At 38.9% G+C, this 21,025-nt stretch carries 16 protein-coding genes and 1 tRNA gene; 5 read left to right on the forward strand and 12 right to left on the reverse strand.

The genetic code is table 11. The annotated features are described in order from the left end of the window. Positions 1-7: 7 nt before the first annotated feature. Positions 8-7,276: a P-loop NTPase fold protein gene (locus H6G76_RS04725; protein ID WP_190696101.1), complete on the reverse strand. Its 7,269-nt coding sequence runs from the start codon at positions 7,274-7,276 to the stop codon at positions 8-10. 157 nt (positions 7,277-7,433) lie between these two features. Between H6G76_RS04725 and H6G76_RS04730 the strand changes: the two genes are divergently transcribed. Continuing rightward, positions 7,434-8,141: a M15 family metallopeptidase gene (locus H6G76_RS04730; RefSeq protein WP_190696104.1), complete on the forward strand. Its 708-nt coding sequence runs from the start codon at positions 7,434-7,436 to the stop codon at positions 8,139-8,141. Positions 8,142-8,149: 8 nt separating this feature from the next. Here the strand turns inward: H6G76_RS04730 and H6G76_RS04735 are convergent, their stop codons facing one another. Together H6G76_RS04735 and H6G76_RS04740 are read right to left on the reverse strand one after the other, a co-directional pair. Beyond that, positions 8,150-8,623 carry a TspO/MBR family protein gene (locus H6G76_RS04735; RefSeq protein ID WP_190696107.1) on the reverse strand — a complete coding sequence of 158 codons (474 nt, stop codon included), beginning with the start codon at positions 8,621-8,623 and terminating at the stop codon, positions 8,150-8,152. A 90-nt stretch (positions 8,624-8,713) separates the two neighbouring features. After that, entirely contained in the window at positions 8,714-9,187 is a 474-nt protein-coding gene (locus H6G76_RS04740; RefSeq protein WP_190696110.1) for a TspO/MBR family protein, read from the reverse strand. Between the two features lie 143 nt (positions 9,188-9,330). On the opposite strand from H6G76_RS04740, the gene H6G76_RS04745 reads away from it, so the two are divergent. From H6G76_RS04745 to H6G76_RS04755, 3 genes are all read left to right on the forward strand, one after another. Further along, a complete protein-coding gene (locus H6G76_RS04745) occupies positions 9,331-9,792 on the forward strand; it encodes a Mov34/MPN/PAD-1 family protein (RefSeq protein WP_190696113.1) in 462 nt (153 codons plus the stop codon). Between the two features lie 62 nt (positions 9,793-9,854). After that, positions 9,855-11,027 (forward strand): molybdopterin-synthase adenylyltransferase MoeB, encoded by a 1,173-nt coding sequence (gene moeB, locus H6G76_RS04750; protein WP_190696114.1) that lies wholly within the window; start codon positions 9,855-9,857, stop codon positions 11,025-11,027. Between the two features lie 67 nt (positions 11,028-11,094). Next, a complete protein-coding gene (locus H6G76_RS04755) occupies positions 11,095-12,285 on the forward strand; it encodes an MFS transporter (RefSeq protein WP_190696117.1) in 1,191 nt (396 codons plus the stop codon). Positions 12,286-12,306: 21 nt separating this feature from the next. Here the strand turns inward: H6G76_RS04755 and H6G76_RS04760 are convergent, their stop codons facing one another. The 8 genes from H6G76_RS04760 to H6G76_RS04795 all read right to left on the reverse strand — a co-directional run bounded on the left by H6G76_RS04760 (position 12,307) and on the right by H6G76_RS04795 (position 19,327). Beyond that, positions 12,307-13,050, reverse strand: coding sequence for an ABC transporter ATP-binding protein (locus tag H6G76_RS04760; protein WP_190696120.1), 744 nt, complete (start codon positions 13,048-13,050; stop codon positions 12,307-12,309). A 168-nt stretch (positions 13,051-13,218) separates the two neighbouring features. Next, entirely contained in the window at positions 13,219-13,926 is a 708-nt protein-coding gene (locus tag H6G76_RS04765) for a PEP-CTERM sorting domain-containing protein (protein WP_190696123.1), read from the reverse strand. A gap of 498 nt (positions 13,927-14,424) precedes the next feature. Further along, positions 14,425-14,649 (reverse strand): ferredoxin family protein, encoded by a 225-nt coding sequence (locus H6G76_RS04770; protein ID WP_190696126.1) that lies wholly within the window; start codon positions 14,647-14,649, stop codon positions 14,425-14,427. 299 nt (positions 14,650-14,948) lie between these two features. Next, positions 14,949-16,163: an ATP phosphoribosyltransferase regulatory subunit gene (locus H6G76_RS04775; RefSeq protein WP_190696128.1), complete on the reverse strand. Its 1,215-nt coding sequence runs from the start codon at positions 16,161-16,163 to the stop codon at positions 14,949-14,951. After that, complete coding sequence (locus H6G76_RS04780) at positions 16,163-17,116, reverse strand: J domain-containing protein (protein ID WP_190696131.1); 954 nt, start codon at positions 17,114-17,116, stop codon at positions 16,163-16,165. Before H6G76_RS04780 ends, H6G76_RS04775 begins: the two co-directional genes overlap by 1 nt. 141 nt (positions 17,117-17,257) lie before the next feature. Continuing rightward, complete coding sequence (locus tag H6G76_RS04785; protein WP_190696134.1) at positions 17,258-18,070, reverse strand: inositol monophosphatase family protein; 813 nt, start codon at positions 18,068-18,070, stop codon at positions 17,258-17,260. Between the two features lie 219 nt (positions 18,071-18,289). After that, positions 18,290-18,844: a thermonuclease family protein gene (locus H6G76_RS04790; RefSeq protein ID WP_190696136.1), complete on the reverse strand. Its 555-nt coding sequence runs from the start codon at positions 18,842-18,844 to the stop codon at positions 18,290-18,292. A 114-nt stretch (positions 18,845-18,958) separates the two neighbouring features. Further along, positions 18,959-19,327, reverse strand: a complete 369-nt coding sequence (locus H6G76_RS04795; protein ID WP_190692295.1) for a 2Fe-2S iron-sulfur cluster-binding protein — start codon at positions 19,325-19,327, stop codon at positions 18,959-18,961. Between the two features lie 110 nt (positions 19,328-19,437). On the opposite strand from H6G76_RS04795, the gene H6G76_RS04800 reads away from it, so the two are divergent. Further along, positions 19,438-19,524 (forward strand) — tRNA-Ser (locus tag H6G76_RS04800). Positions 19,525-19,580: 56 nt separating this feature from the next. Here H6G76_RS04800 and H6G76_RS04805 read toward each other — a convergent pair. Next, entirely contained in the window at positions 19,581-20,882 is a 1,302-nt protein-coding gene (locus H6G76_RS04805) for a glycosyltransferase (protein ID WP_242056313.1), read from the reverse strand. Between the last annotated feature and the right edge of the window lie 143 nt (positions 20,883-21,025).

Genomic DNA, 21,025 nt, shown 5'->3' on the forward strand with positions numbered 1-21,025 from the left:
TATACTGTTAAACTTCTTTTGCAATCATTCCTGGAATTTGATAATCAGCATCATAGCCAATATCGCCCACAAAAGAAAATCGTCTGACAAAATTAAATATTTGTTTGATATTCTCTAGTGTTGAGTCTTGTGGAATAACTTTATCTATATCATGTTTGAGTTTCTGTGCTTCTTGATAAATATAGGGATGACTCCGATATTTAGGACTATGTTTTTGTAAAGATTCATGGAAAAACTTGCATAAATTATCATTAATTATTTGGTTGCGAGATTCTTCATAACAGTGTTCAATGTCTTGTAAAATATCACGCATCAAGTCAGGGTAACGTCCTGAAAAAGCTAGTAAACCTAAAATCGCCTGTTGTTCTTTGGCTGTAGATTTATGTCCTTGAATACGGTTAAGAACTTTGAATAGTTTGTAAACATTAGTCAGTCGTTTGAGGCTGCGAGGTGATAAATCTACTTCTTGACAACACTGCACTAAGATATTAAATTCTTCTGGGGAAAATTCATTAAATTTATTCCCACTAGTCGCACTATCTTGAACTACTACTTGCGCTTTAAGATACTGTCTTAATGCTGAGTCAGTGATAGGTGTGACTCGGTAAGGAATTTGAATAATTTTTTCAAGATAATCAGCAGGTGAAGGACGACCTTGACGAGAAAGTACACCTTGATATTGTTTAGCTAAAGCGCGATTAATATAGCGTTCATCTATTGCCAGCACAGCAATAAATAGCCGATTTTTGACTAGAAGTTGAACGGCTTCTAAGACTTCAACAACAATATTAGGAGGACAACGGTCTAAATCATCAATATATACAATCACCCGTGCTGGGCCGCGTGGGAAAGCTTTTTTAAGATTGTCAATTTTAGAGGAATAGTCTTTACTATCAACTGGTGGCGGGAGAATTTTATAGCTCAAATCTGCCAAATCTTTTTTAACTTGATGAATAATTCCCAGTTGTTTTTCGTAACTGTCATCTTTGAGGCGATCGCTGATAAATTCTCCTAAAGATGCATAATTATTTTTTGGCAGTTCTTGTTGCTGTTTTTCTAATTGGATGTTAAGTGTATTAATTTCCTCTCTTAATTCATTAAGGCTATCATCATTAATTTTTGTTTGTATATTTTGAATCTCTTGTTTAAGCGCTGTAATTTCAGAGTTATTAATGATTGATTCTTTTAGTAATTTAATTTTTTCGCTAATAGAAGTAATTTTAGTATCTTTTTTGATTTCTGCTTCTATGTCTTTTTCTCGTTGTTCAACTAACTCTTTAGTTCTCTTCTCTAAAGCTTGTTCGTATGATATTTTATATTCGTTGAGTGCAAGCTGAGTATCAGCGTACCACTTTTTACCTGTAGTTAATAAGGCTTGTAAAGTTGCGATCGCAGGTAGTGTTGGTGTCAAAAATCCAATTAATTGAGCAATAATATTAGGCTTAATTAGATTAATTGTGACAGGAAGGATTATAGCCAGAAATAAACAAAACACAAATATAGTAATCAATAAGCGATTTTTATTAAACCATCCCTTGAAGCTCTGCACTGTTATAGACTGGTAATTATTACTAATAGCTACCGTTACTACACCCTTGAGGAAGGAGCTTAATTGATTAACATTTTCCGGCTTAATATTAAACTTTTCTAAATTTAATTTTTGATTAACTTCGGCTTGGATTTTTTGATCAAAGATTTTCGTAAAACCTTCCGAACCCAAAGTCGCTTTAAGAACAACTGCGGAATAGCCTAAAGCTAAATATGAATTTTTTTTAACTTCTGAAATTTCAAAGTTTATTTCTTCATTGTGCTTTTTTTGAATAAGTTTTTTTTGCTCATCCTGAAGTTGTTCTTCTGCATTCTGCAATTGGGTTTGCAGTTGCTCTTTTACATTTTGTAGTTTGTTTTCATTTTCCCTTAACTCACTCAGCAATTCAGCTTCTTGTATTTTCAGCTTCTCTTGCTTATTTATTAATTCTCGTTTTGTCTGTTCACAAGAACTCACAGCATCTTGCTGTGATTTAGTTAATATCTTCCAGAGACTATCTTGTAAATCATGATTCTTGCTATTAGCTTGAAATTGTTGCAGTTGTTCTTCTGTTAAGACTCGTTCTAAAAACCATTTTCTATCATCATCATTCGACTGATATAAAACCTGCCAAACTTTAGCACCACTTTCTGCACAGGCGTTAATTCCAGCCTTGATTAATTGTTGTTCTAAAGTAATTTGTCTATCTAATTCCCAAAAAATAGTCTGCATTAAACTTGACCAAAGATGAGATTTAGCATAAGTCCAAGCATCAAATTTTATTTGATAAATATGTCCAACATAAGGATAAAGTTCATCACTATTCGGGTTTTCATTCCAAGCTTCATTTTCATTAATACCTCCGCTCCGAACTTCTAGCATTCGGTTTTGCATGAGGTGCATAATATATGATTTACCACCACCCCAACCGCCAAGAATACCCACAGCAACAGGAGGTTCTAAATCTCGCATCAACAACATATCAGCGAGAGCATCAATTTCGTCTTTCAGGTTAAGTAAATCTTGGTTGAAATCAGTATCATTACGAAAACTACCGCCACTTAAAGCATCTCGATAAGTTTTTCTGAGAATTTTTAGAGAACGGTACCAAAGCTCATGAGGAATTTTACCCTTTTTTCTTTCTCTGTCAATTTCCCGAACAATACGCAGAGGTAAATGAGGTTTAAGTGCAATTAAAATTTGCTTTTGTTCCCAGTGTTCAATTTCATTTTCCTGAAAGTAAGTGTTATTTTGAACAATTTCTGGTTGTATTGTTTTGAGTTCTAAATATTTTAAAATATTGGGTAAAATTTCTGGTACTTCAACTGCTAAACTAGATAAAAGTTTTATACTAGCTACAAAATTTTCTCGCTGATTTTTAAAATCTTGTGCTTGTCTTTGCGCTACGGCTCTGAATTGAGGAAACTTACAAGCTAAGGCAATTAAAGCTTTAATATTATAATATTTATCTTGAATTTCTTGAGCGACGCTTTGAGATTCCAGCATATTTTCAGGCTGGAGGTAAGGAACTAAGCTTTCGAGGTATCTACATTGCAAATATGGAGCATTAGTTAAGTCACGAATATAACGTAAGATGTTAATTTGGTCTTGCGATGAACCGGAACAAGAGGCTACATCAAGTAAAACCTCAGGATGCAGAAAATTAAACTTGATATCTTTTTGAGCTAATTCTCTAACTTCTGGCAGTTTTTCAAAAATACCACTTAATACTTTAGCTTTAGAGTAAGTCTGCTGAAACCCTTGGGTTATTTGCAAAGCTGTATTAAGCTCTTGTTGATTGTTAGATAATTTTGTTACTAGAAGTTTCAAAGCTTGGGCTTTATATCTTTCTTGAGTGAAAGCTCTGATAATTTCGATTACATATGCAAACTGAATAGATTTTAATTTTGGGATGACAATGCATAAGATTTGATTTTTATATTCTTCACAAGCTTCTAGATTGTTATCCTTAAGCAGTTTTAACATATGCTGAGTTAAAGCAATAGGAAGATTATTTTTTAAACTTTGATATACAGTTTCCCTATACTTTTGGTTACTAAATTTTTGGGTTGCTGCCAAAATTTTTTGTAGTAATTCCGGTTCAGAAGGACTCAACTGAGCAGCTAAAGCCGAAAGCACTTCAACTCGATATTTTATATCTCTAACTCCATTTGCAAGTTCTATAGCTTGTTGAAAGAATTTGGATTCAGCCTGATATAGTTTAGGAGCTAAGTCTATTAAAAGTGCAACTATTTGAAGGCTGGTTTCAGCATGAACTACTGCTTTAATCTTCCTCTGCAATTCTGCTATATCAGAAAAATTAATTTGTTTAAGAGATACTCTCTTGATCAAGTCTAATTCTTTTTGTAATTCTTCGGGAGACAATGAAGTTGCTTGGGAAGATATATCACTTGGAGTTTCAGATTTATTGATAGTTTCTGAAAAAATTGTGTTTTGTTTATCAAGTAAGTTAGATAAACGTGAAGCAATAGCTATTAAAACTTGCCAGTGATACGAATCTCCTCGAAAGCAATGAGCAATTCTCAAAGCTTCGGGAATTTGATCTATTGAAATATAAGGAACTAAACTGCTGAGAGCATCCGCCTGAGACGAAGGAATGATAATTTTGCTTTCAATCAAGTCTAGAGCTTCTGAAAACAGGTACGCAGGAATATAAGGAGCTAGGTTGCTAAATGCTTCGGCTCGATAAGCAGGATGGATAATATTTTCTATGATGAGGCGTAGAGCGCTAGGGAAAAGTCCTGATGAGAGACGAGGAGCTAATGCACTGAGAAACTTAGTTTTATTTTCATCCCCTTCAATGTATATTACACATTTAAGAGCAGTAGAAATAGAAATTTGAGCAGCAACTTCTTCAGAAAAACGAGTTGCTATTTGGCTAATAATTTTAAAAATTCTTTCTTTATACCTATCTATCTGATTATTTTGAATTTTTCCTTGGACTATCTCTAATATTTTTTGTAGTAATGGAGATTGCGGTTGTTTGATGCAAGCAGCGATATCAGATAAGATATTTATTAAGTTATCTATATCGTAATCATGCCAGATAGACTCTTGTATAATATCTAAAGCTTGTTGCAGAATTTCTGTATGCTTAGGTTCACTGAAATAAGGTGCGATCGCTACTAATGATTTGATTGGTGTATTGTATTCTTGAAATTTTTGTGCAACTTCAAAAGCTTTATTCAATATTTGAGGTTCAGATTCACTAAGATATGGCGTAATAGCAGCGAAAATCTCAAAAGCATATGTCTCTAATATTTGCTGCTCTAACTGTTCATTGATGTGTTCTAAAGCTTTTTCTATTAAAGATGGTTGTGATTCACCTAAAGCAATAATAAGAGAGATTAAATAATAATGCTCTCTCTCGGAAAAATTAATACTAGACAATTGTTGTTGGAATTCAAGTTTAAATTCAGGTAAGGAAGAAATAGTAATGGTTGATGCTGGTAATTGCTCTGAAATTTGATTTTTAAGCAGTAGTTTAATAACTTTTGGTAAAAACTGGCTACGCTCAGATTCTCTTAAATGAGGAATAATACCGATTATGGCTGAAATTGGAATTTGTTCCTGATGTTCAATTTGCCATTCATCTACTATTTTAATTATTTGGTTTAAGCATTTTACCTGTTCTTCTGCACTTAAATGAGGAAGTATATGAGCTAGTGCTTTAAATTGATGATATTGACTATATTCAATTTCTTCTGTGAAGCTGTAAGCCTGTGCTAAAAGTTTGGTTTGCGATTTATTTAAATGATTAACTAAAGTAATGAAACATTCTACCTTTTCATCTGTGCTATAGAGGTAATTGTTCCAGTCAAAAGCTTGTTGTAATAAATCTGTTTTTATTTGAGAGTCTGTTAAATTAGAGGCAATAATAGTTAAAGCTTGAACTTCATATATAGTAGGATTACCTTGTTGCTCATCATATTTTTGTGCGAATTGAATAGCTGTTTGTAATAACTGAGGTTGAAATTCATTGAGATGAGGAGCAATAGTACCTAAAATTTTTACTTTGTCCTCATTTTTAATGTTATTTAAAAAAATCAGAGATTGTTCTAAAAGTTTAACTTCTGATTCATCCAAACAACTAATAATAGACACTAAAGCGTCAGTACGATATTGCTCATCTTCAATTGTTTCAGCAATTGTTAAGGCTTGCTCTAAAACTTCTGTAAGCTCGTATTTATTTAAATAAATAGCAGTATCAACTATAACATCAAATGATTTATTAGAAAGTATACGTTGCAAAAATTCGGGGTGAAGAGATCCTTTAAAATGCTTAAAAAAAGCACTCAGAGGTGTAATATTATCTTGATTGAGAAATTTTTCTAGTATATCAATGGCTTGTTGTGAAACTTCTAAATTATTAGAATGAGCAGAAATCATTGCGATCGCAGTTAACTTTTCATTCGGATAAGCATCGGAAATCGAGTTGAAGATATCCAAAAATTGTGGCAATAATTGAATATTTTTTGCTCTAAAAGCAGATGCGATCGCAACAAAAGACTTAACTAAATCAGAATTAGAAATTTTTTCAGTCTTTTGTATAAAATTCAGGGCTTCTTGCAAAATTTCTGTATGCTGAAACTCATCAAAATGAGCAGCAATAGCAGCTATGGCTTGAAATCTCTCAACTTCCCATTGAAAATTTTTTGCTATTTTTAAGGCTTTTTCTAGTAAATCTACCTGAGATTTTGCCAAATAAGGAGCAATTTCCATGAAAGCCTGAAATCTTTGATTTTCATTCAATACTTGAAATTCAGCTACATTCAGAGCTTGTTCTATAACTTTTGTATGCTCAGATTCATTTAAATTAGCATCAGCAGCAAGAGCAACTAAAATTTTAACTCTATTGATTTCACTACCCTTTTCTGCCAGGTCAAACACTTTTTGCTGGAATTGAGTTAGAGATTCATCCAGATGAGAAGTCAGAGCAATTAAGTTTTTAATTAAATCACTTTCATAGTCAATATCATATTCAATTCTGTGTAAGATATCTAAGGCTGTTTCTAAAACTTCTTGGCGATGACTAATGCTTAAATAAGGAGCAATCAAAATTAAAGCTTTAGCTTTGTCAGGCTCATAACTAATATTTTCTATGACCTTAAAAGCTTGTTGTAAAACTTCTGTATGTTGGGATTCACTCAAATTAGAAATGGAAGCAATAGTAGCTAGTGATTTAACTTTGTTAAGTGCATTATCAATCTTATTTATAGATTCAAAAGCTATCGGCAACACTTTTGTAAGCCAAGCTTCACTGAGGTTTGGATGAGCAAGAATAACAGTGAGAGCTTGATAGTCAGCAAGATGAATAAATTGTTCAAATAATTGAGGTTGCGACTCTCTTACATGAGGTGCAATATTTACTAGAGTACCTACTAGAAAAAGTTCACTATATTTTTCTACAATGTCAAGAACTTGTTTAATTAATCTAGGTTGCGATGGACTTAAGTTAGAGGCAATATTAGCTAGTAACTTAGCATTGGATTGAAGCAGAAGCGTATTGACCGCCAAAGGATGAAGATGAGGAGACATTTCCTCCTTTGTTGAGCTTTCAATAAAATCCAGAGCTTGTGTTAGTAAAGTTGACTTTGATGGTGGCAATTCTGCAAGTAAACAGGCAAGGGCTTGGACTTTTTTCTCATCATTGGGAATGCTTTTAATTTCTTCAAGCCATGCCAATAAATCCTGAGTCCACAAGTTCTGATCTTGCACTGATAACATATCGCAGATAATGCTCTTAAATAGCTGTGTTTGTCCAAGGATAGCAGCTTGTTTTTAGAATGTAACTATATGTACACTGCGAATTTTTGTAAACTATAATTCAATGCTAGTTTAGTGATTTTTACACCCTTATTCAGTTTCTAAATCCAAAATTGCTATGCGACCTTATCACCATATCTCTATTATTGAATGCGATGAACCTCTGATAGAAATTCCTTTGCAACTGTTCGCAGTGGAATCACCCCATCCTTATGAAAAACTAGGTGCTATTTATGGGGAATACTCTCCGTATTATCTCCGCCAGAGTGTTGTCGAAAATTTAATCACAGCCCAAAATTACTTACACTCTCTGCTTCCTAATTGGCAGATTCAAATTTTTGATGGCTATCGCCCAGTGAATGTGCAGCAGTTCATGGTTGATTACAGCTTTGCTACAGCTGTACAAGAGAGGGGACTGACTGAAGCCCAGTTATCATCAAGTCAACGCCAAGAAATTTGGGAGGCGGTTTACCAAATTTGGGCTGTTCCTAGTCTGGATGAAAAAACGCCGCCGCCTCATAGTACAGGGGCTGCGGTGGATGTAACTTTAGTAAATGATGTGGGACAAGTTGTAAATATGGGTTCGCCCATTGATGAGTTGTCAGAGCGATCGCATCCCGATTATTATGCCAATCATCCCGAAAAAGACGCACAACAGTATCACGCCCACCGTCAGTTATTAAATGATGTCATGTTAAAAGCTGGCTTTCAACGCAATCCTAGAGAGTGGTGGCATTTTTGTTATGGAGATCAAATGTGGGCGTGGCTGAATAATCAAGCTAATCCAGCAAATAATTTTACAGCGCGTTATGGTCGGATTTTGTAGATGCCTAATTACGCATCTTCTGGATTAAGTTCTTTTAATTCGTCTGTAGTAAGTGTGCCAATTGGACTCCAAACTAGATACGGAATCAGTAATACAGTAGCTATTGGGGAAATTGGCAGCACACATAAAGCCAGAACGATGCCTGAAATCAACCCAACTAACCCCAGGGTTTCGCCAACTTTTAGACTGCGAAACCTCAACATTAGGGGTATGTAGGCAATAGTGACAATTTCTACGAAAAGGTATAAACCCATCAGCAACCAAGTAACAAAGCTTCCAGGGTTGTGTTTCCAGACGAGGTTAGCAGAAATCGCACCACAAATAAAAATTGCAGTCCAGATGAAAGGAATAAGCGGTTCAAAAACTAGCCATTGTGGACGGCTTAAATGCGCGAACCATTTCACGTCACGGGGGGTGATGAAAAAACTTCCAAAAGCAATTAAGAATGTTATTGCCCCAATGATTACACCAGATGAAATCATGCTAATACCCTTTTCCTGATATTTTGTCAAGTCATACACTGCCAGTTTGACAATATAAGGAGGGGGTGAAATCAATCGCAGGTTTGATACTTAGGCATCTTGAGGATTGAGTCTGACCATCTCCCAAGTGGTATAAGTGCCAATAGGACTCCAAAGTAAAAAGGGTACTAATAACAATGCTGCCCAACCAGAAATAGGTAAGACGACAAGGGTTAAGATGAGTCCAATAAAAAAACCTGTACCACCAATAATTGTGCCTGCTTTCAGACTCCGCAACCGAAACATAACAGGTGTATAGGCAATAATCGCAATTTCTAAAATTAAATATAAACTCATCAATAGCCACGTAGATGTGGTTCCTGGGTTTCTTTCCCAGACTATATAAGCCGACCAACCACCACAAATAAAAATCACAGTCCAGATGATCGGAATTGCTGCTTCAAAAGTTAGCCATCTCGGTCTTTGTAAGCGTTTGAACCACTGGCGATCGCTTGGCTGCATTAAATTAGCTCCTAAAGCCACTAATATGGCCACACCGCCAATTACCATCCATGATTTAATCATGCCTTTATTCCTTGTAATTGCTGCTTATCGCTGAAATATCACCATTTACTGGCCTTCAGACACATCATAATTCTCTAGATTGCTGTTTTTCTTCTGCTTAGAGTCATAAAACGCTGGATACTAGGAATTAAGTAAAATTTTCTATGAATCTCAAACCAGAACACATCCAAACTATCCGCAGCCACGCCGAAAGCACCTATCCTGAAGAATGCTGCGGTCTGATCTTGGGCTATATAGATAATCAAACCAAAACGGTAGTCGAAATCATTCCTACAGAAAACGCTTGGAGTGCAGAATCAGCAAACTTCGCCCTTGATGACAGCAAATACAGCGAAGCCAGAAGATATGCGATCGCACCCCAAGTTATGTTACAAGTACAAAAAGCAGCGAGGGATAAATCGTTAAATATCATTGGGATTTATCACTCGCATCCAGATAACTCGGCAATTCCTTCAGAATGCGATCGCCAGTATGCTTGGCCAGAATACTCGTATATAATAGTTTCCGTTCAAAATGGTAAAGCAAGTGAACTCCTAAGTTGGAGCCTTGACGACAATCATCAGTTTCAATCAGAGTCAATTGATACCATAAATTTAACTACTTAAGTTAAATAAAGACATCGTTTTTCGATAGGATTAATGATCCGCTCGTCCACAGCAAAACTGCTATGTTAAATCCCAATCTGGATGAAATCCAGCTGACTAAAGACGACTACGAACGTTACTCCCGCCACCTGATTTTGCCAGAAGTCGGGGTAGAGGGACAAAAACGCCTGAAAGCGGCTAGTGTACTGTGTATCGGTACAGGCGGTCTTGGTGCGCCACTGCTGTTATATTTAGCAGCAGCAGGTGTCGGACGCATTGGTATTGTGGATTTTGATGTTGTTGATACTTCTAACCTGCAACGTCAAGTCATTCACGGTACTTCTTGGGTAGGTAAACCCAAGATTGAATCAGCAAAAAACCGCATTCACGAGATTAACCCCCATTGTCAGGTTGATTTATACGAAACTCGCCTGAGTTCTGAAAATGCCCTGGATATCATTAGACCTTACGATATTGTGGTGGATGGTACTGATAACTTCCCCACTCGATATCTAGTTAACGATGCTTGTGTGTTGCTGAACAAGCCAAATGTTTACGGTTCAATTTTCCGTTTTGAAGGTCAAGCAACGGTATTTAACTACGAAGGCGGGCCAAACTACCGCGACTTGTATCCAGAACCACCACCACCAGGGATGGTTCCCTCCTGTGCAGAAGGCGGCGTGTTGGGAATTTTGCCAGGAATTATTGGTGTTATCCAAGCAACGGAAACTGTCAAAATTATTCTCGGAAATGGCAATACTTTAAGTGGACGACTATTGCTGTACAACGCCTTAGATATGAAATTCCGGGAGTTGAAACTGCGTCCGAACCCCATCCGTCCAGTCATTGAAAAGCTAATAGACTACGAACAATTCTGCGGTATTACCCAAGCTAAGGCTGAGGAAGCAAAACAACAGCAAGAAATTGCCGAAATGACTGTGACAGAATTAAAGGCATTGTTAGATAGCGGTGCAAAAGATTTTGTACTGTTGGATGTTCGTAACCCTCACGAATACGACATTGCAAAGATTCCTGGTTCGGTTTTAATACCATTACCAGATATCGAGAGTGGCGATGGTGTAGGCAAAGTCAAAGAACTACTCAACGGTCATCGTTTAATTGCTCATTGTAAGATGGGCGGTCGTTCTGCCAAAGCCCTCAGTATCCTCAAAGAAGCAGGAATTACTGGTACAAATGTCAAAGGCGGTATTACCGCGTGGAGTCGAGAAGTCGATCCTTCAGTTCCCGAATACTAAAAATTAACCGTAGATGACGCAGAGAAAATAAGGGGAGTAACATAAGTTACTTCCCGTTTCTCTTTTTATGAGTAGATTGCGATCGCCTTTAAAGATTTTATGGCTGCAAGTATTGGCATTAGCAGCCGTCCAAGGGTCAATCAGTATTGCTTGGTTAATTTACAATTTATACTTGCCTCAATTATTGATCCAGTTTGGTTTTCCAGCATCTTTAGCAGCTAGTTTAATAGTTATCGAAAATGCCTTAAGTGCGCTGCTAGAACCATTGATGGGTGGACTTTCTGACAAATCTCAACGCTGGGTAGGTAGTCGTTTCCCCTTCATCTCCCTCGGTGTTATCCTCTCATCACTCATCTTTATCTCGATACCATGTATCGTCACGTTTACCCAGCCCTCTGTAATTATGCGATCGCTGCTACCAATTACACTGGTAGCCTGGGCTTTAGCTATGACAATATTTCGTAGTCCAGCGATGGCCTTATTAGGAAAATGCGCCACACCTCCCGAATTACCAGCAGCAGTTAGCGTTGTCACTTTAGTCGGTGGAGTAATTGGGGCTTTTCGACCAATTGCTAACCAGTATATTCTGAGCTTCGGGGCAATTTTTACCTTTGCAACCGCTTCTTTTGTGATGCTGGCTGCGGCTTGGATATTACGTTGGGTAACTCCTCCCGATATACCTCAAGATGACAGCACAGGATTTAAATTGCCCTATAAAAAATTGAGCTTAATTTTAGCAACTGGCTTTGGTGTGGCGTGGGGTACGCGATTGCTGATGAGTACCTTAACCAAAGTCCTAAAGTTACAATTTCATACTGATAATGTTGATCTGCTGCTAGTATACGTTGGGCTGGCGATCGCTTTTGCTACCTTACCCGCAGGATTTGTGGCTACCAAAATTGGTAATTGTCGGGCGATGCTAGTTGGCGTTGCTGCCACAATTATCTCAATACTAGCGATCGCCCATACAGGTGCAAACTTACCCATGATAGTTTTGTTAGTAGCTGGTTTTAGTACCATCATCAATGGCGTAATTCCTTTAGCCTTGGGGTTGATGTCGCAAAAATGGTCAGGCTTGGGTATAGGAATGTATTTTGGTGGGTTTGCTTTGGGGATGAGTTTGTTCGGTTGGTTGTTTCCCCAAGCACCAGGAATGGCGATTTTTGCTAGCGCGCTTTTCAGTGCATTAGCCTTCTTGCTAGTTGCTATCTGCGTAATGACTGCTATGCAAATACAAAAAATCAACAGTCAAGTTTAAACGACCACTTCTCGCTTCCTATCAATGTCTTTTCCCTGCGCCCAAATACAGTTCACCTACTTTCGGGTCATTCAGCAACTCATGACCAGGGCCAGAAATTGCATCGCGTCCAGACTCTAGAACATAACCACGATGAGCCATTTCTAAAGCTTTACGGGCATTTTGCTCGACAAGTACAATGGCTGTACCTTCCTGATTAATTTTTTTAATCTGTTCAAATACCTGCGTAACTAGGATAGGAGACAAAGCCGCAGAAGGTTCATCTAACAGTAATAAATTAGGTTCCAACATCAAAGCTTTACCCATCGCCAGCATTTGGCGTTCTCCTCCAGAGAGTGTACCAGCCCGTTGCCGACGGCGATCGCTCAGTCTGGGAAACATAGCGAATATTTTATCTTTGATCGGTTTTAAGGGAGCGTTACTCACAAAAGCCCCCATTTCTAGATTTTCTTCGATACTCAAAGAAGGAAAGACATTGGCAATTTGGGGAACGTAGCACATTCCCTTCTTAACGATTTGATTTGACTTTAGTCCAGCAATATTCTCACCTTTAAAGGTAATCGAGCCTGTATGCGGTGTCAAAAGTCCAAAAATCGTCTTTGCTAAGGTCGATTTACCTGCACCGTTGGGGCCAATAACTGTTACTAATTCTCCGGCTGCTACCCGAAAATTTACCCCTTGCAAAATATCTACATCTTTAATGTAACCAGCATGGACATTTTTAACTTCTAGCAATGGGGCAGAATGATCAACTGAACCTGACATATAATCCTTAAATTAATAAAAGTAAAAATAGCAACATCCTATATCTCTTTAAGCATTGAGTGCGGATGCAATGGCATAAATTTTCTTTAACATAACCTCTAGAAAGAAAAAAACATAGGTATTGTACCTATGTTCACTCATTAATACTAGATATAACTCTCTTCAAAATCATTCTGCTTTGTTTTTTTTACTGCGAGTAACACCTAAGAATATTCCCACTAAAGATAAAGCAGCTACACTACTTGGTTCAGGAATGTGTTTTCCCATCACTTCAACAGTTGCTACCTCACCGTTGTCGCCTACTTCTCCAAAGTAAAGGTAGAGTGGAGTTGTTATGGAAAGCGGACTTTTGAGTTTAAACGCAATTTTACCATCATCTCCCAAGGTGACAAACCCAAAAATTTTCTTGGGATCAGTAGTAGAATTCGCATCAAAGTTCTCTAAGGTAGCAACCAAATTGTTAATAACGCCACCTATGTTACCGAATAGCTGTGAAGCTTCTGGAGGTCGCTGAGTTCCTAAAGTCAAAACAGTCCCATTTGAACTAAAGTCAAAAACGTCTAACCCGGCAATGCTATTAACATCTGCTGCATTGTTAGTAAAAATGGAACTTAGTTTGATTGCATCTAAATCAAATCCACTCACCTGACCTTCAGAACCACCCTGACCCTGACTATTATCATTAATTACCATAGAAGTAATATCGTTTAAGGCTGGAATTTCGGCACGGAAAACCGCAGTTTGACCTGGAGAACCACCAGTCAAACCTGAAAGCTTGGTAAAGTCAAGAGTCAGTGTTGCAGCTGTGGCACTTTGAACAGATATCAAGCTGATGGTTAACGTAGCTAGATTAGAAAAACTACTTAGATACTTCATCAATTTTTGCAGATTGTATAGTAAATACCACTAAGTCTTGGATATTTATTAAATTGCTATTTGCTATATTTAACTAGACCTTTTCTTAATTTTTGCAAAAAATACACCATGACTTTATAAATTTTTTATACGACGCTGCTAATAAGCAGTTATATAATAATTCATACATTTATAACGCAGGGTATAGAAATTGAAATCTTTCTCTTATAGCCGGGGACAGGTTATAGGTGACAGGTGACAGGGTTAAAAGTCTTTTGCGGTCTCAGTTTTATAATTTCCTGATGTCCTAACTACCTTGGCTATTGCTATAAATCAAAAATATGCTCGTGCTATGTGGAATAGCTGATTATAATCAATCAGTACAAAAAGGCATTAGGTAATTTCCCCAATGCCTTTTATTAATGAATTGTGATCAATCCTTTTTGAGAGGTAACAGGAAATAGGAAACAAGATAATTATTTGCCTATTCTTTATTGCCTGCTGCCTATGAATGGATAATTACGGTGTTTTTTGCAAATCCGGGCGTTCTTCTGGAACGATCGCATCTGCTACCGGGCATACTTGAATACATATGCCACAATCGATACAAGTCGAAAAATCAATCCAATACCAATCAGTGCCTTTAGCATTTTTTCCAGGCCCTTCATGGATGCAAGCTACTGGACAAGCATCTACGCAGTCGGCGACACCTTCACAAACATCAGTAACAATTGTGTGTGGCATTTGATAGATTCCCTCTCTTTAAGTGGTCAAGAGTCAATAGTCCATAGTCATGAAGAAGGGTGTGGGGTGTTGGGTATAGGGTGTTGGGAAAAATCAATGGGGGCTTGAACCCACCACTGATTTAAGACCGCCAAATCATAGATTTGGGGGGGCTTGTACCCAGTTGGCTACGGGGCAGGGTGTACAAAACATAGCTCTCTCTCCCCCCACACCCGACACCAAGCATCACTAACCCTGTTTTAGTCAAGGGTCAATAGCAAAAACTATTGACCATTAACCATTGACTATTGACTCTAAATTTATTGACTAATACTTTCTATTGTGGGTGAGCCATCAGCTTTAATCCAAGCGATTTGGGCTATCCCGCGATCGCGTGCATATTCACGGACGGCTTGTGCGTCTCTTCCCCCCAATTCCAGTTCTACGATGACTAAATGAGTAGAATCACGGAGTTTTTGGGCATAAGCAAAAGCCGCAGCCTCAGCATTTTCTATTTCTGGTACTACTAACCAGTTACTTGCCGGAATCTCCTGCGGTAATTGTCCAGTTGATAAAAGAACTTGATATAAATCCTCAATGTTGAGGACAAAACCAATACCGGGGATATTTTCACCTTGGGGATGGTAAAGTCCGAAAAGCTGGTCGTAGCGACCACCTTGCCCTAAAACTCTGGCTGGAGAATTGCTATTGCTGACAATTTCAAAAACAATTCCACTGTAATAGTCAATGGTTTGGATCAAGCTGAGATCCAAGATTACGGGAAGATTACCTTCTAGCTCTAGTAACTCTACTAAAGATTTTAGGTTATTTATCGCCTCTTGCTGCTGGGCATCTAAACCTAAACTACTGACTTTCTGCAACACATCATGACTGTTGCCGCGTAGGTCTAGCATGATTCGGGCGCGATCGCGCAGGTCTTCACTCAAAGGCAAAGTATCGATAGCTACGCGGTCAAGATGAGCGATCGCACTTCGCACTTTTGCTTGCATATTTGCCGGAAAAGCGTGTAATAGCGATCGCGTAATTCCCGCTTCACCCAAAACTATACGCCAATCTCGCAAACCCAGTGCTGTCAAACAATTACCTGCTAACAGCAGCACTTCCGCATTAGCGCGCAATCCGCCAACACCTAAAAGTTCTACGCCAGCTTGATAAAATTCTTGCTGGGAATTATGTCGATTTTGCCAGATGCGGCGGAAAACATTGGCATAGTAGTAAAGCCGTTGCGGATAAGTCAGACTTGCCATGCGTGGAACAATAGCACGAGCAATTGAGGCCGTCAATTCTGGTCGCAGTCCTAATTCTTCATCTTCAGAGTTTTGCAGTTGAATCACCATCTGGCGTTGAATTGCTTCCCCCGCCATTAAGGTGTCCATACGTTCCAACGTTGAGGTAATAATCCTGTGATATCCCCAACGATGGAACACTTGCTGTAACCTGTCTTCAATCCAGCGTTTTTGAGCCACATCTAAAGGTAATAAATCCCTGGCTCCCGCTGCTGGTTGATACACCATTATTTTTTCTTCCCACCAAACAAACCACCAAATAAACCTCCACCTCCAGACTTATCTGGTTCTGGATGCCCAGTTTTGGGAGATGAAGTTACTTTAGAGCCACTCGATTGTTGTCCCAAAGCTTTATCTATTTTAGGTTTCCATGACAACGCTATTTGGTCGTTCGGGTCTAATTTTAGTGCATTGTCAAAATGAATCTTGGCCATTTTCAGCTGATTTTGCCTCAAATACACCAAGCCAATCAAGCTATGACAGCGACTACTCTTAGGTGCAAGTTTTAAAGCATCCTGTAACTCAACTTTGGCTTGAGCAAATTGGTTTTTCTCAATCAAGGTTTGCGCCCGTCGAATATATTGTTCGGCTGCTGAGTCTTCTTTTGGTGGTGGCGGTGGCGGTGGCGGCGCACTTGCCTGATTTGGTGATGTATGAGAACTAGATGTAGGTTGAGGTGTTGGCGGTGGAACTGCGAAAGCTTTACCCACACTCCGCATTAAAAAGACTAAATTCAACTCACTAATTTGGGCAATTATAGGTATTACTTGCTGTAACGAGTTAAATTGAGTTTCTGCAATTTTAGCGATCGCAGTTTTATAAGAATGATCAATATTCGGAGCAGCAGCTAACTGTCTAGCTATATCGGTGGTAAGTTCTATGGAGGCAGAATCTTGCACCAAACGCTTACCCATTTGCGACAAAACTATCATGTATTCTGTGCGGACGCGTTCTGCCGACAGATGTTCATAAGCTGGGTTAACCAACTTAGATAGCAATTCACTAGCCAGCTTTTTTTCTCCTGGAGTAGCAGCATTATTGCTATCAGGATGTAAACGCCGGGCTATTTGCAGATAACGCTTGCGGATCTCTTTGACATCCGCATCCACTGGAACGCACAGAACTGCGTGATGGTCTATAAAGTCATATTTAAACAATCCACGATCTATTTTTAGCGACATAAATCGGTTTTGCACCAGAGTCATAAGATTGTTTCTAGTGTACTTCGCTAAATCAGTGGATCGTCAGTAGCAAATTACCCATAGTCAATGGTTATTTGTGATGGGTTATTAGTTATTCTCACTAAGTTCCTGTTTCCTCTTTCACTTCCAAGAAGACAAAGGCGGAACTTGGGTTAATTCACGGCTGAGTATGTCATGAATGTCACCGTTCGTAGCGAGAATTCGACCTGAGTCGATTTGTAATTTAGAACCATCGTAGGCAGTAACTTTACCGCCAGCCTCTTGTAATAAAATGATACCTGCCGCCATATCCCAAGGTGAAAGTCCTCGTTCCCAATAACCGTCGACTCGGCCACAGGCGACATGAGCCAAATCAATAGATGCCGCACCACTACGTCTGACACCTTGGGTGAGGTGGGTGAAGTGACAAAATTCGGCGTAGTTATTATCTGAGGTTTCGCGGCGATCGTAAGCGAAACCTGTTACTAAAAGACTTTTAGACAATTCACTAGTTTGGGAAACTTTGATCGGGCGGCGGTTACGCGTCGCACCTAAACCAGCCGCCGCCCGAAATAACTCATCATGCATCGGGTCATAAATTACGCCCAATTGCGGTACACCATTAATTAACAACCCAATAGAAACCGCAAAGAAAGGGTATTGGTGGGCATAATTGGTAGTCCCATCTAAAGGATCGATTGCCCAAAGGAATTCATTATCTTGATTGCCGATTTTGCCTGATTCTTCAGCCAAAATGGAATGCTGGGGGAAATGACGATGCAAAATTTCCAACACAACTGCTTCCGAGGTTTTATCCGCAGCAGTCACCAAATCACCAGGACGACCTTTTTCTATTACTGCGTCTTCTAACTTACCCAAGTAACCTTGTAAAACTGCACCCGCAGCTAACGCCGCTTCTGTGGCAATGTCGAGAAAGATTTGTAGTTGAGTCATGGGTTAGTCAAGAGTCAAGGGTCAATAGTCAATGGTTATTGGTCAAGGGTCAATAGTCAATGGTCATTGGTCAATAGTCCCTAATCAACATTTACAAGAAATTGCAGGTAGATGAGGTACAGATTTTCGTCAAAAAATCATATACTAGAAGGCTTTCAAACCTATTGCCTATTGCCTGCTGCCTATTCCCTGGCTTCCTGTTTCTTTTACTCATCACTTCTATCTATTCAAAAAGCGAAACTCAGCCGGAGTTTGACGCATGGGGCTTTTGGGATTCCAAATACCTTCTCCCATGATTCTTGCCCATTGTTGGGCGCGTTCTAGACGCTGGTCATATTTATGATTAGGCGATCGCCCGACAAACAGCGCATATCCTTTTTTAACGATCTGTTCGTTTAATAACTGTTTATCTTTCCACACGTAAGCCAAAGTCCGCCCAAATTGATCTTTGGTTTCCAGGTCAAATTCTAGTTTGACCGATTGTTCTGCATCCCCAATTAATTTTTCTAAGCTTTCTTTGGCTTCATCTCCCCAAGGATCTTGCCGCAAATCTGGCGCATCAATCCCAATCAGCCGCACTGGGGAGGAGTAATTAGGTTGTTCTGCCATCCCCAACACTTCTATACTTTGCCCACTCAACACACGCGCCACTTTTACCTGCATTTGATTATCTGTGGGTTGACTTTTGGCTTGACAACTCATCAGTAGTAATAGGCAAGCTAAGATAACTATTTTTCGCGTCCAGAGACTAAGACGCACTGACAAAATTCGCATATTTACTATTCCTTTGCACCCTGTAGGAGGAGGCTGGGGGAGTAGGGGAAGAAAAATAGATTCTTCCTTATCCTCCTTGTTTACCTTGTCTCCCTTATCCTGCTGGTTTCAGGATTAATCTTCATCCAATGGTAAGCCTGCTTTCACTCTGCCTTTGGCAAAGTAACGTCCAAATTGGAGTTCGTAGACTTCATCTTCGTCTTGTGTCTCAACTTCCAAGTCAGAACGGGCATAACTCACACACAGCAAGGCATAACCTTGCCGACGCAACTCTAACGACAAGCCAACCGCTTCTGGCTGGTCAATTTCTCCTGACAACACCCTGACAGCACAAGTGGTGCAAGCCCCATTGCGGCAGGAAAAAGGCAATTCTACCCCTTGTTTTTCGGCAGAATGTAGGATGTAGCGGTCATCTGGTACTTGTAGGGTGTATTCTTTGCCAGTGGCGCGATCGCGGACTTTAATCGTGTATGTACAGGACATCTTGTTTTGGATTTGGGTTTTTGACCTTTAGATCTCTACTCTAAAATGTCTTTTTATATATTATTTGCATTTTCGAGAAATTCATATTACAATGAAAAATTGTGACGCCTGGAGAGATGGCCGAGTGGTTGAAGGCGCAGCACTGGAAATGCTGTTTGGGGGCAACTTCAACGAGGGTTCGAATCCCTCTCTCTCCGTTTTTATTAAACTTAAAATCCCTATTACCTCATATTTGGTATAGGGATTTTATTGTTTAAAACTTAATTAATCCCATCTCATATAAGCCTTGGCGAAGTCTTGCAGCCTCTTGAGGGTTATGTTGTTCATGCAGGAGAATGGCATTTTTAAAAGCTGTGATACTCGCTTGAACGTTGCCAACTTTTAACTGCACAACACCTAAATTTTGATATGCTTCTGCATAGTAAGGATTTAATTTAATAGCTTTTTGATAACAAGCGATCGCATCAACAAAAAGCCCTAAAGCTTTCAGCGTCATCCCCAAGTTATAATTTCCCGCCGCAAAATTGGGGTCAATCTTTAAAGCTGTTTCATAAGTTTTTTTGGCATTATGTAAATCACCTGCATCTTTGAGTAAGTTGCCTAAATTGTTATACGCTCCTAATTTGAGCATGGGATATATTGGCAATTTAATAGCAGCTTGATAGTGAAAAAGAGCTTGTTGCGGATTTTTTAAATGGCTGTGAGCAATACCTAAATGATAATGGAGTTCATATAAAATTTCGTAGTTCTCTGCTGATTGCAGCAGAGAATTAGTAGCTATACTAGCCAAGTTCATCGGCTGGGGCGGAGCATTTGTTAACTCACGCAAACGGTTTTCGTTTATAGAGTTGGGATTTTTTGTGGCTTGGCTTAAACCTCGTTGCAATAACTCCATACCTTGAGAAATATTGCCAGTTTCAACGTAAAGCGCACCTAGTTTACTGCAAACATAGGGGTCATCAGGATGAGTGGAAAGAAACTCCAACATTGCTGCTTGCGCTTTGACATATTTGTTATTTTGAGCGATCGCCGCTTTTTGATATCCTGCATGGAGAATCGCTACACCTTGTAAATAACCTACCTGCCAATGGGGTTCTTTGTTTAAAATTGCGGCTACACTGTCATCTACTAATGCATGATATGGACGTTCAAATTTAATTTCTGGATGGTTGCGAAATAAGCGAGAAACTAAAGAATAGGGAGACTGTGCCGCACCAACTTCTTGGCGAACAAGGTTAATTAAGATATATTCATCACTTTGGATGACAGACTGCATCTGCGGCATAATACTAGGTGTGAGCATCTCATCAGCATCTAGTACCAGCACCCAATCACTAGTGACATATTTTAAAGCGGCATTGCGGGCAGTACTAAAATTATTAGACCATTGAAAATCATAAACTTTAGCACCGAATTGTTGAGCAATTTGAGGAGTGCGATCGCTAGAACCAGTATCTAGCACTATCATTTCATCTACAAAATCTTTAACACTATTCAAGCACTTAGGCAACGCAGCTTCTTCATTTTTAACAATCATGCACAGACTAATAGACATAAACCAACGTGAATTTATTTACTTTTATGTATTTGGTAATAGTAGATGCTACTTATCAAGGAATGTCAGCAACTCATGATTAGCGTTAAAAACGCTGGATGTCAACTCTACTGGCTACCATGTACTACTCAGAACTTTATATA

This window comes from Nostoc sp. FACHB-152 (assembly GCF_014697475.1).
In the GTDB taxonomy this organism is placed as follows: Bacteria; Cyanobacteriota; Cyanobacteriia; order Cyanobacteriales; family Nostocaceae; genus Nostoc_B.

Excerpts from the sequence above, each read along its gene's own strand:
- H6G76_RS04755 (WP_190696117.1), top strand. The coding sequence starts at position 11,095 with ATGAGTAGATTGCGATCGCCTTTAAAGATTTTATGGCTGCAAGTATTG.
- H6G76_RS04725 (WP_190696101.1), bottom strand. The coding sequence starts at position 7,276 with ATGTTATCAGTGCAAGATCAGAACTTGTGGACTCAGGATTTATTGGCA.
- H6G76_RS04805 (WP_242056313.1), bottom strand. The coding sequence starts at position 20,882 with ATGTCTATTAGTCTGTGCATGATTGTTAAAAATGAAGAAGCTGCGTTG.
- moeB (WP_190696114.1), top strand. The coding sequence starts at position 9,855 with ATGTTAAATCCCAATCTGGATGAAATCCAGCTGACTAAAGACGACTAC.
- H6G76_RS04770 (WP_190696126.1), bottom strand. The coding sequence starts at position 14,649 with ATGCCACACACAATTGTTACTGATGTTTGTGAAGGTGTCGCCGACTGC.
- H6G76_RS04790 (WP_190696136.1), bottom strand. The coding sequence starts at position 18,844 with ATGCGAATTTTGTCAGTGCGTCTTAGTCTCTGGACGCGAAAAATAGTT.
- H6G76_RS04735 (WP_190696107.1), bottom strand. The coding sequence starts at position 8,623 with ATGATTTCATCTGGTGTAATCATTGGGGCAATAACATTCTTAATTGCT.
- H6G76_RS04780 (WP_190696131.1), bottom strand. The coding sequence starts at position 17,116 with ATGTCGCTAAAAATAGATCGTGGATTGTTTAAATATGACTTTATAGAC.
- H6G76_RS04795 (WP_190692295.1), bottom strand. The coding sequence starts at position 19,327 with ATGTCCTGTACATACACGATTAAAGTCCGCGATCGCGCCACTGGCAAA.
- H6G76_RS04765 (WP_190696123.1), bottom strand. The coding sequence starts at position 13,926 with ATGAAGTATCTAAGTAGTTTTTCTAATCTAGCTACGTTAACCATCAGC.
- H6G76_RS04775 (WP_190696128.1), bottom strand. The coding sequence starts at position 16,163 with ATGGTGTATCAACCAGCAGCGGGAGCCAGGGATTTATTACCTTTAGAT.
- H6G76_RS04740 (WP_190696110.1), bottom strand. The coding sequence starts at position 9,187 with ATGATTAAATCATGGATGGTAATTGGCGGTGTGGCCATATTAGTGGCT.
- H6G76_RS04785 (WP_190696134.1), bottom strand. The coding sequence starts at position 18,070 with ATGACTCAACTACAAATCTTTCTCGACATTGCCACAGAAGCGGCGTTA.
- H6G76_RS04730 (WP_190696104.1), top strand. The coding sequence starts at position 7,434 with ATGCGACCTTATCACCATATCTCTATTATTGAATGCGATGAACCTCTG.
- H6G76_RS04760 (WP_190696120.1), bottom strand. The coding sequence starts at position 13,050 with ATGTCAGGTTCAGTTGATCATTCTGCCCCATTGCTAGAAGTTAAAAAT.
- H6G76_RS04745 (WP_190696113.1), top strand. The coding sequence starts at position 9,331 with ATGAATCTCAAACCAGAACACATCCAAACTATCCGCAGCCACGCCGAA.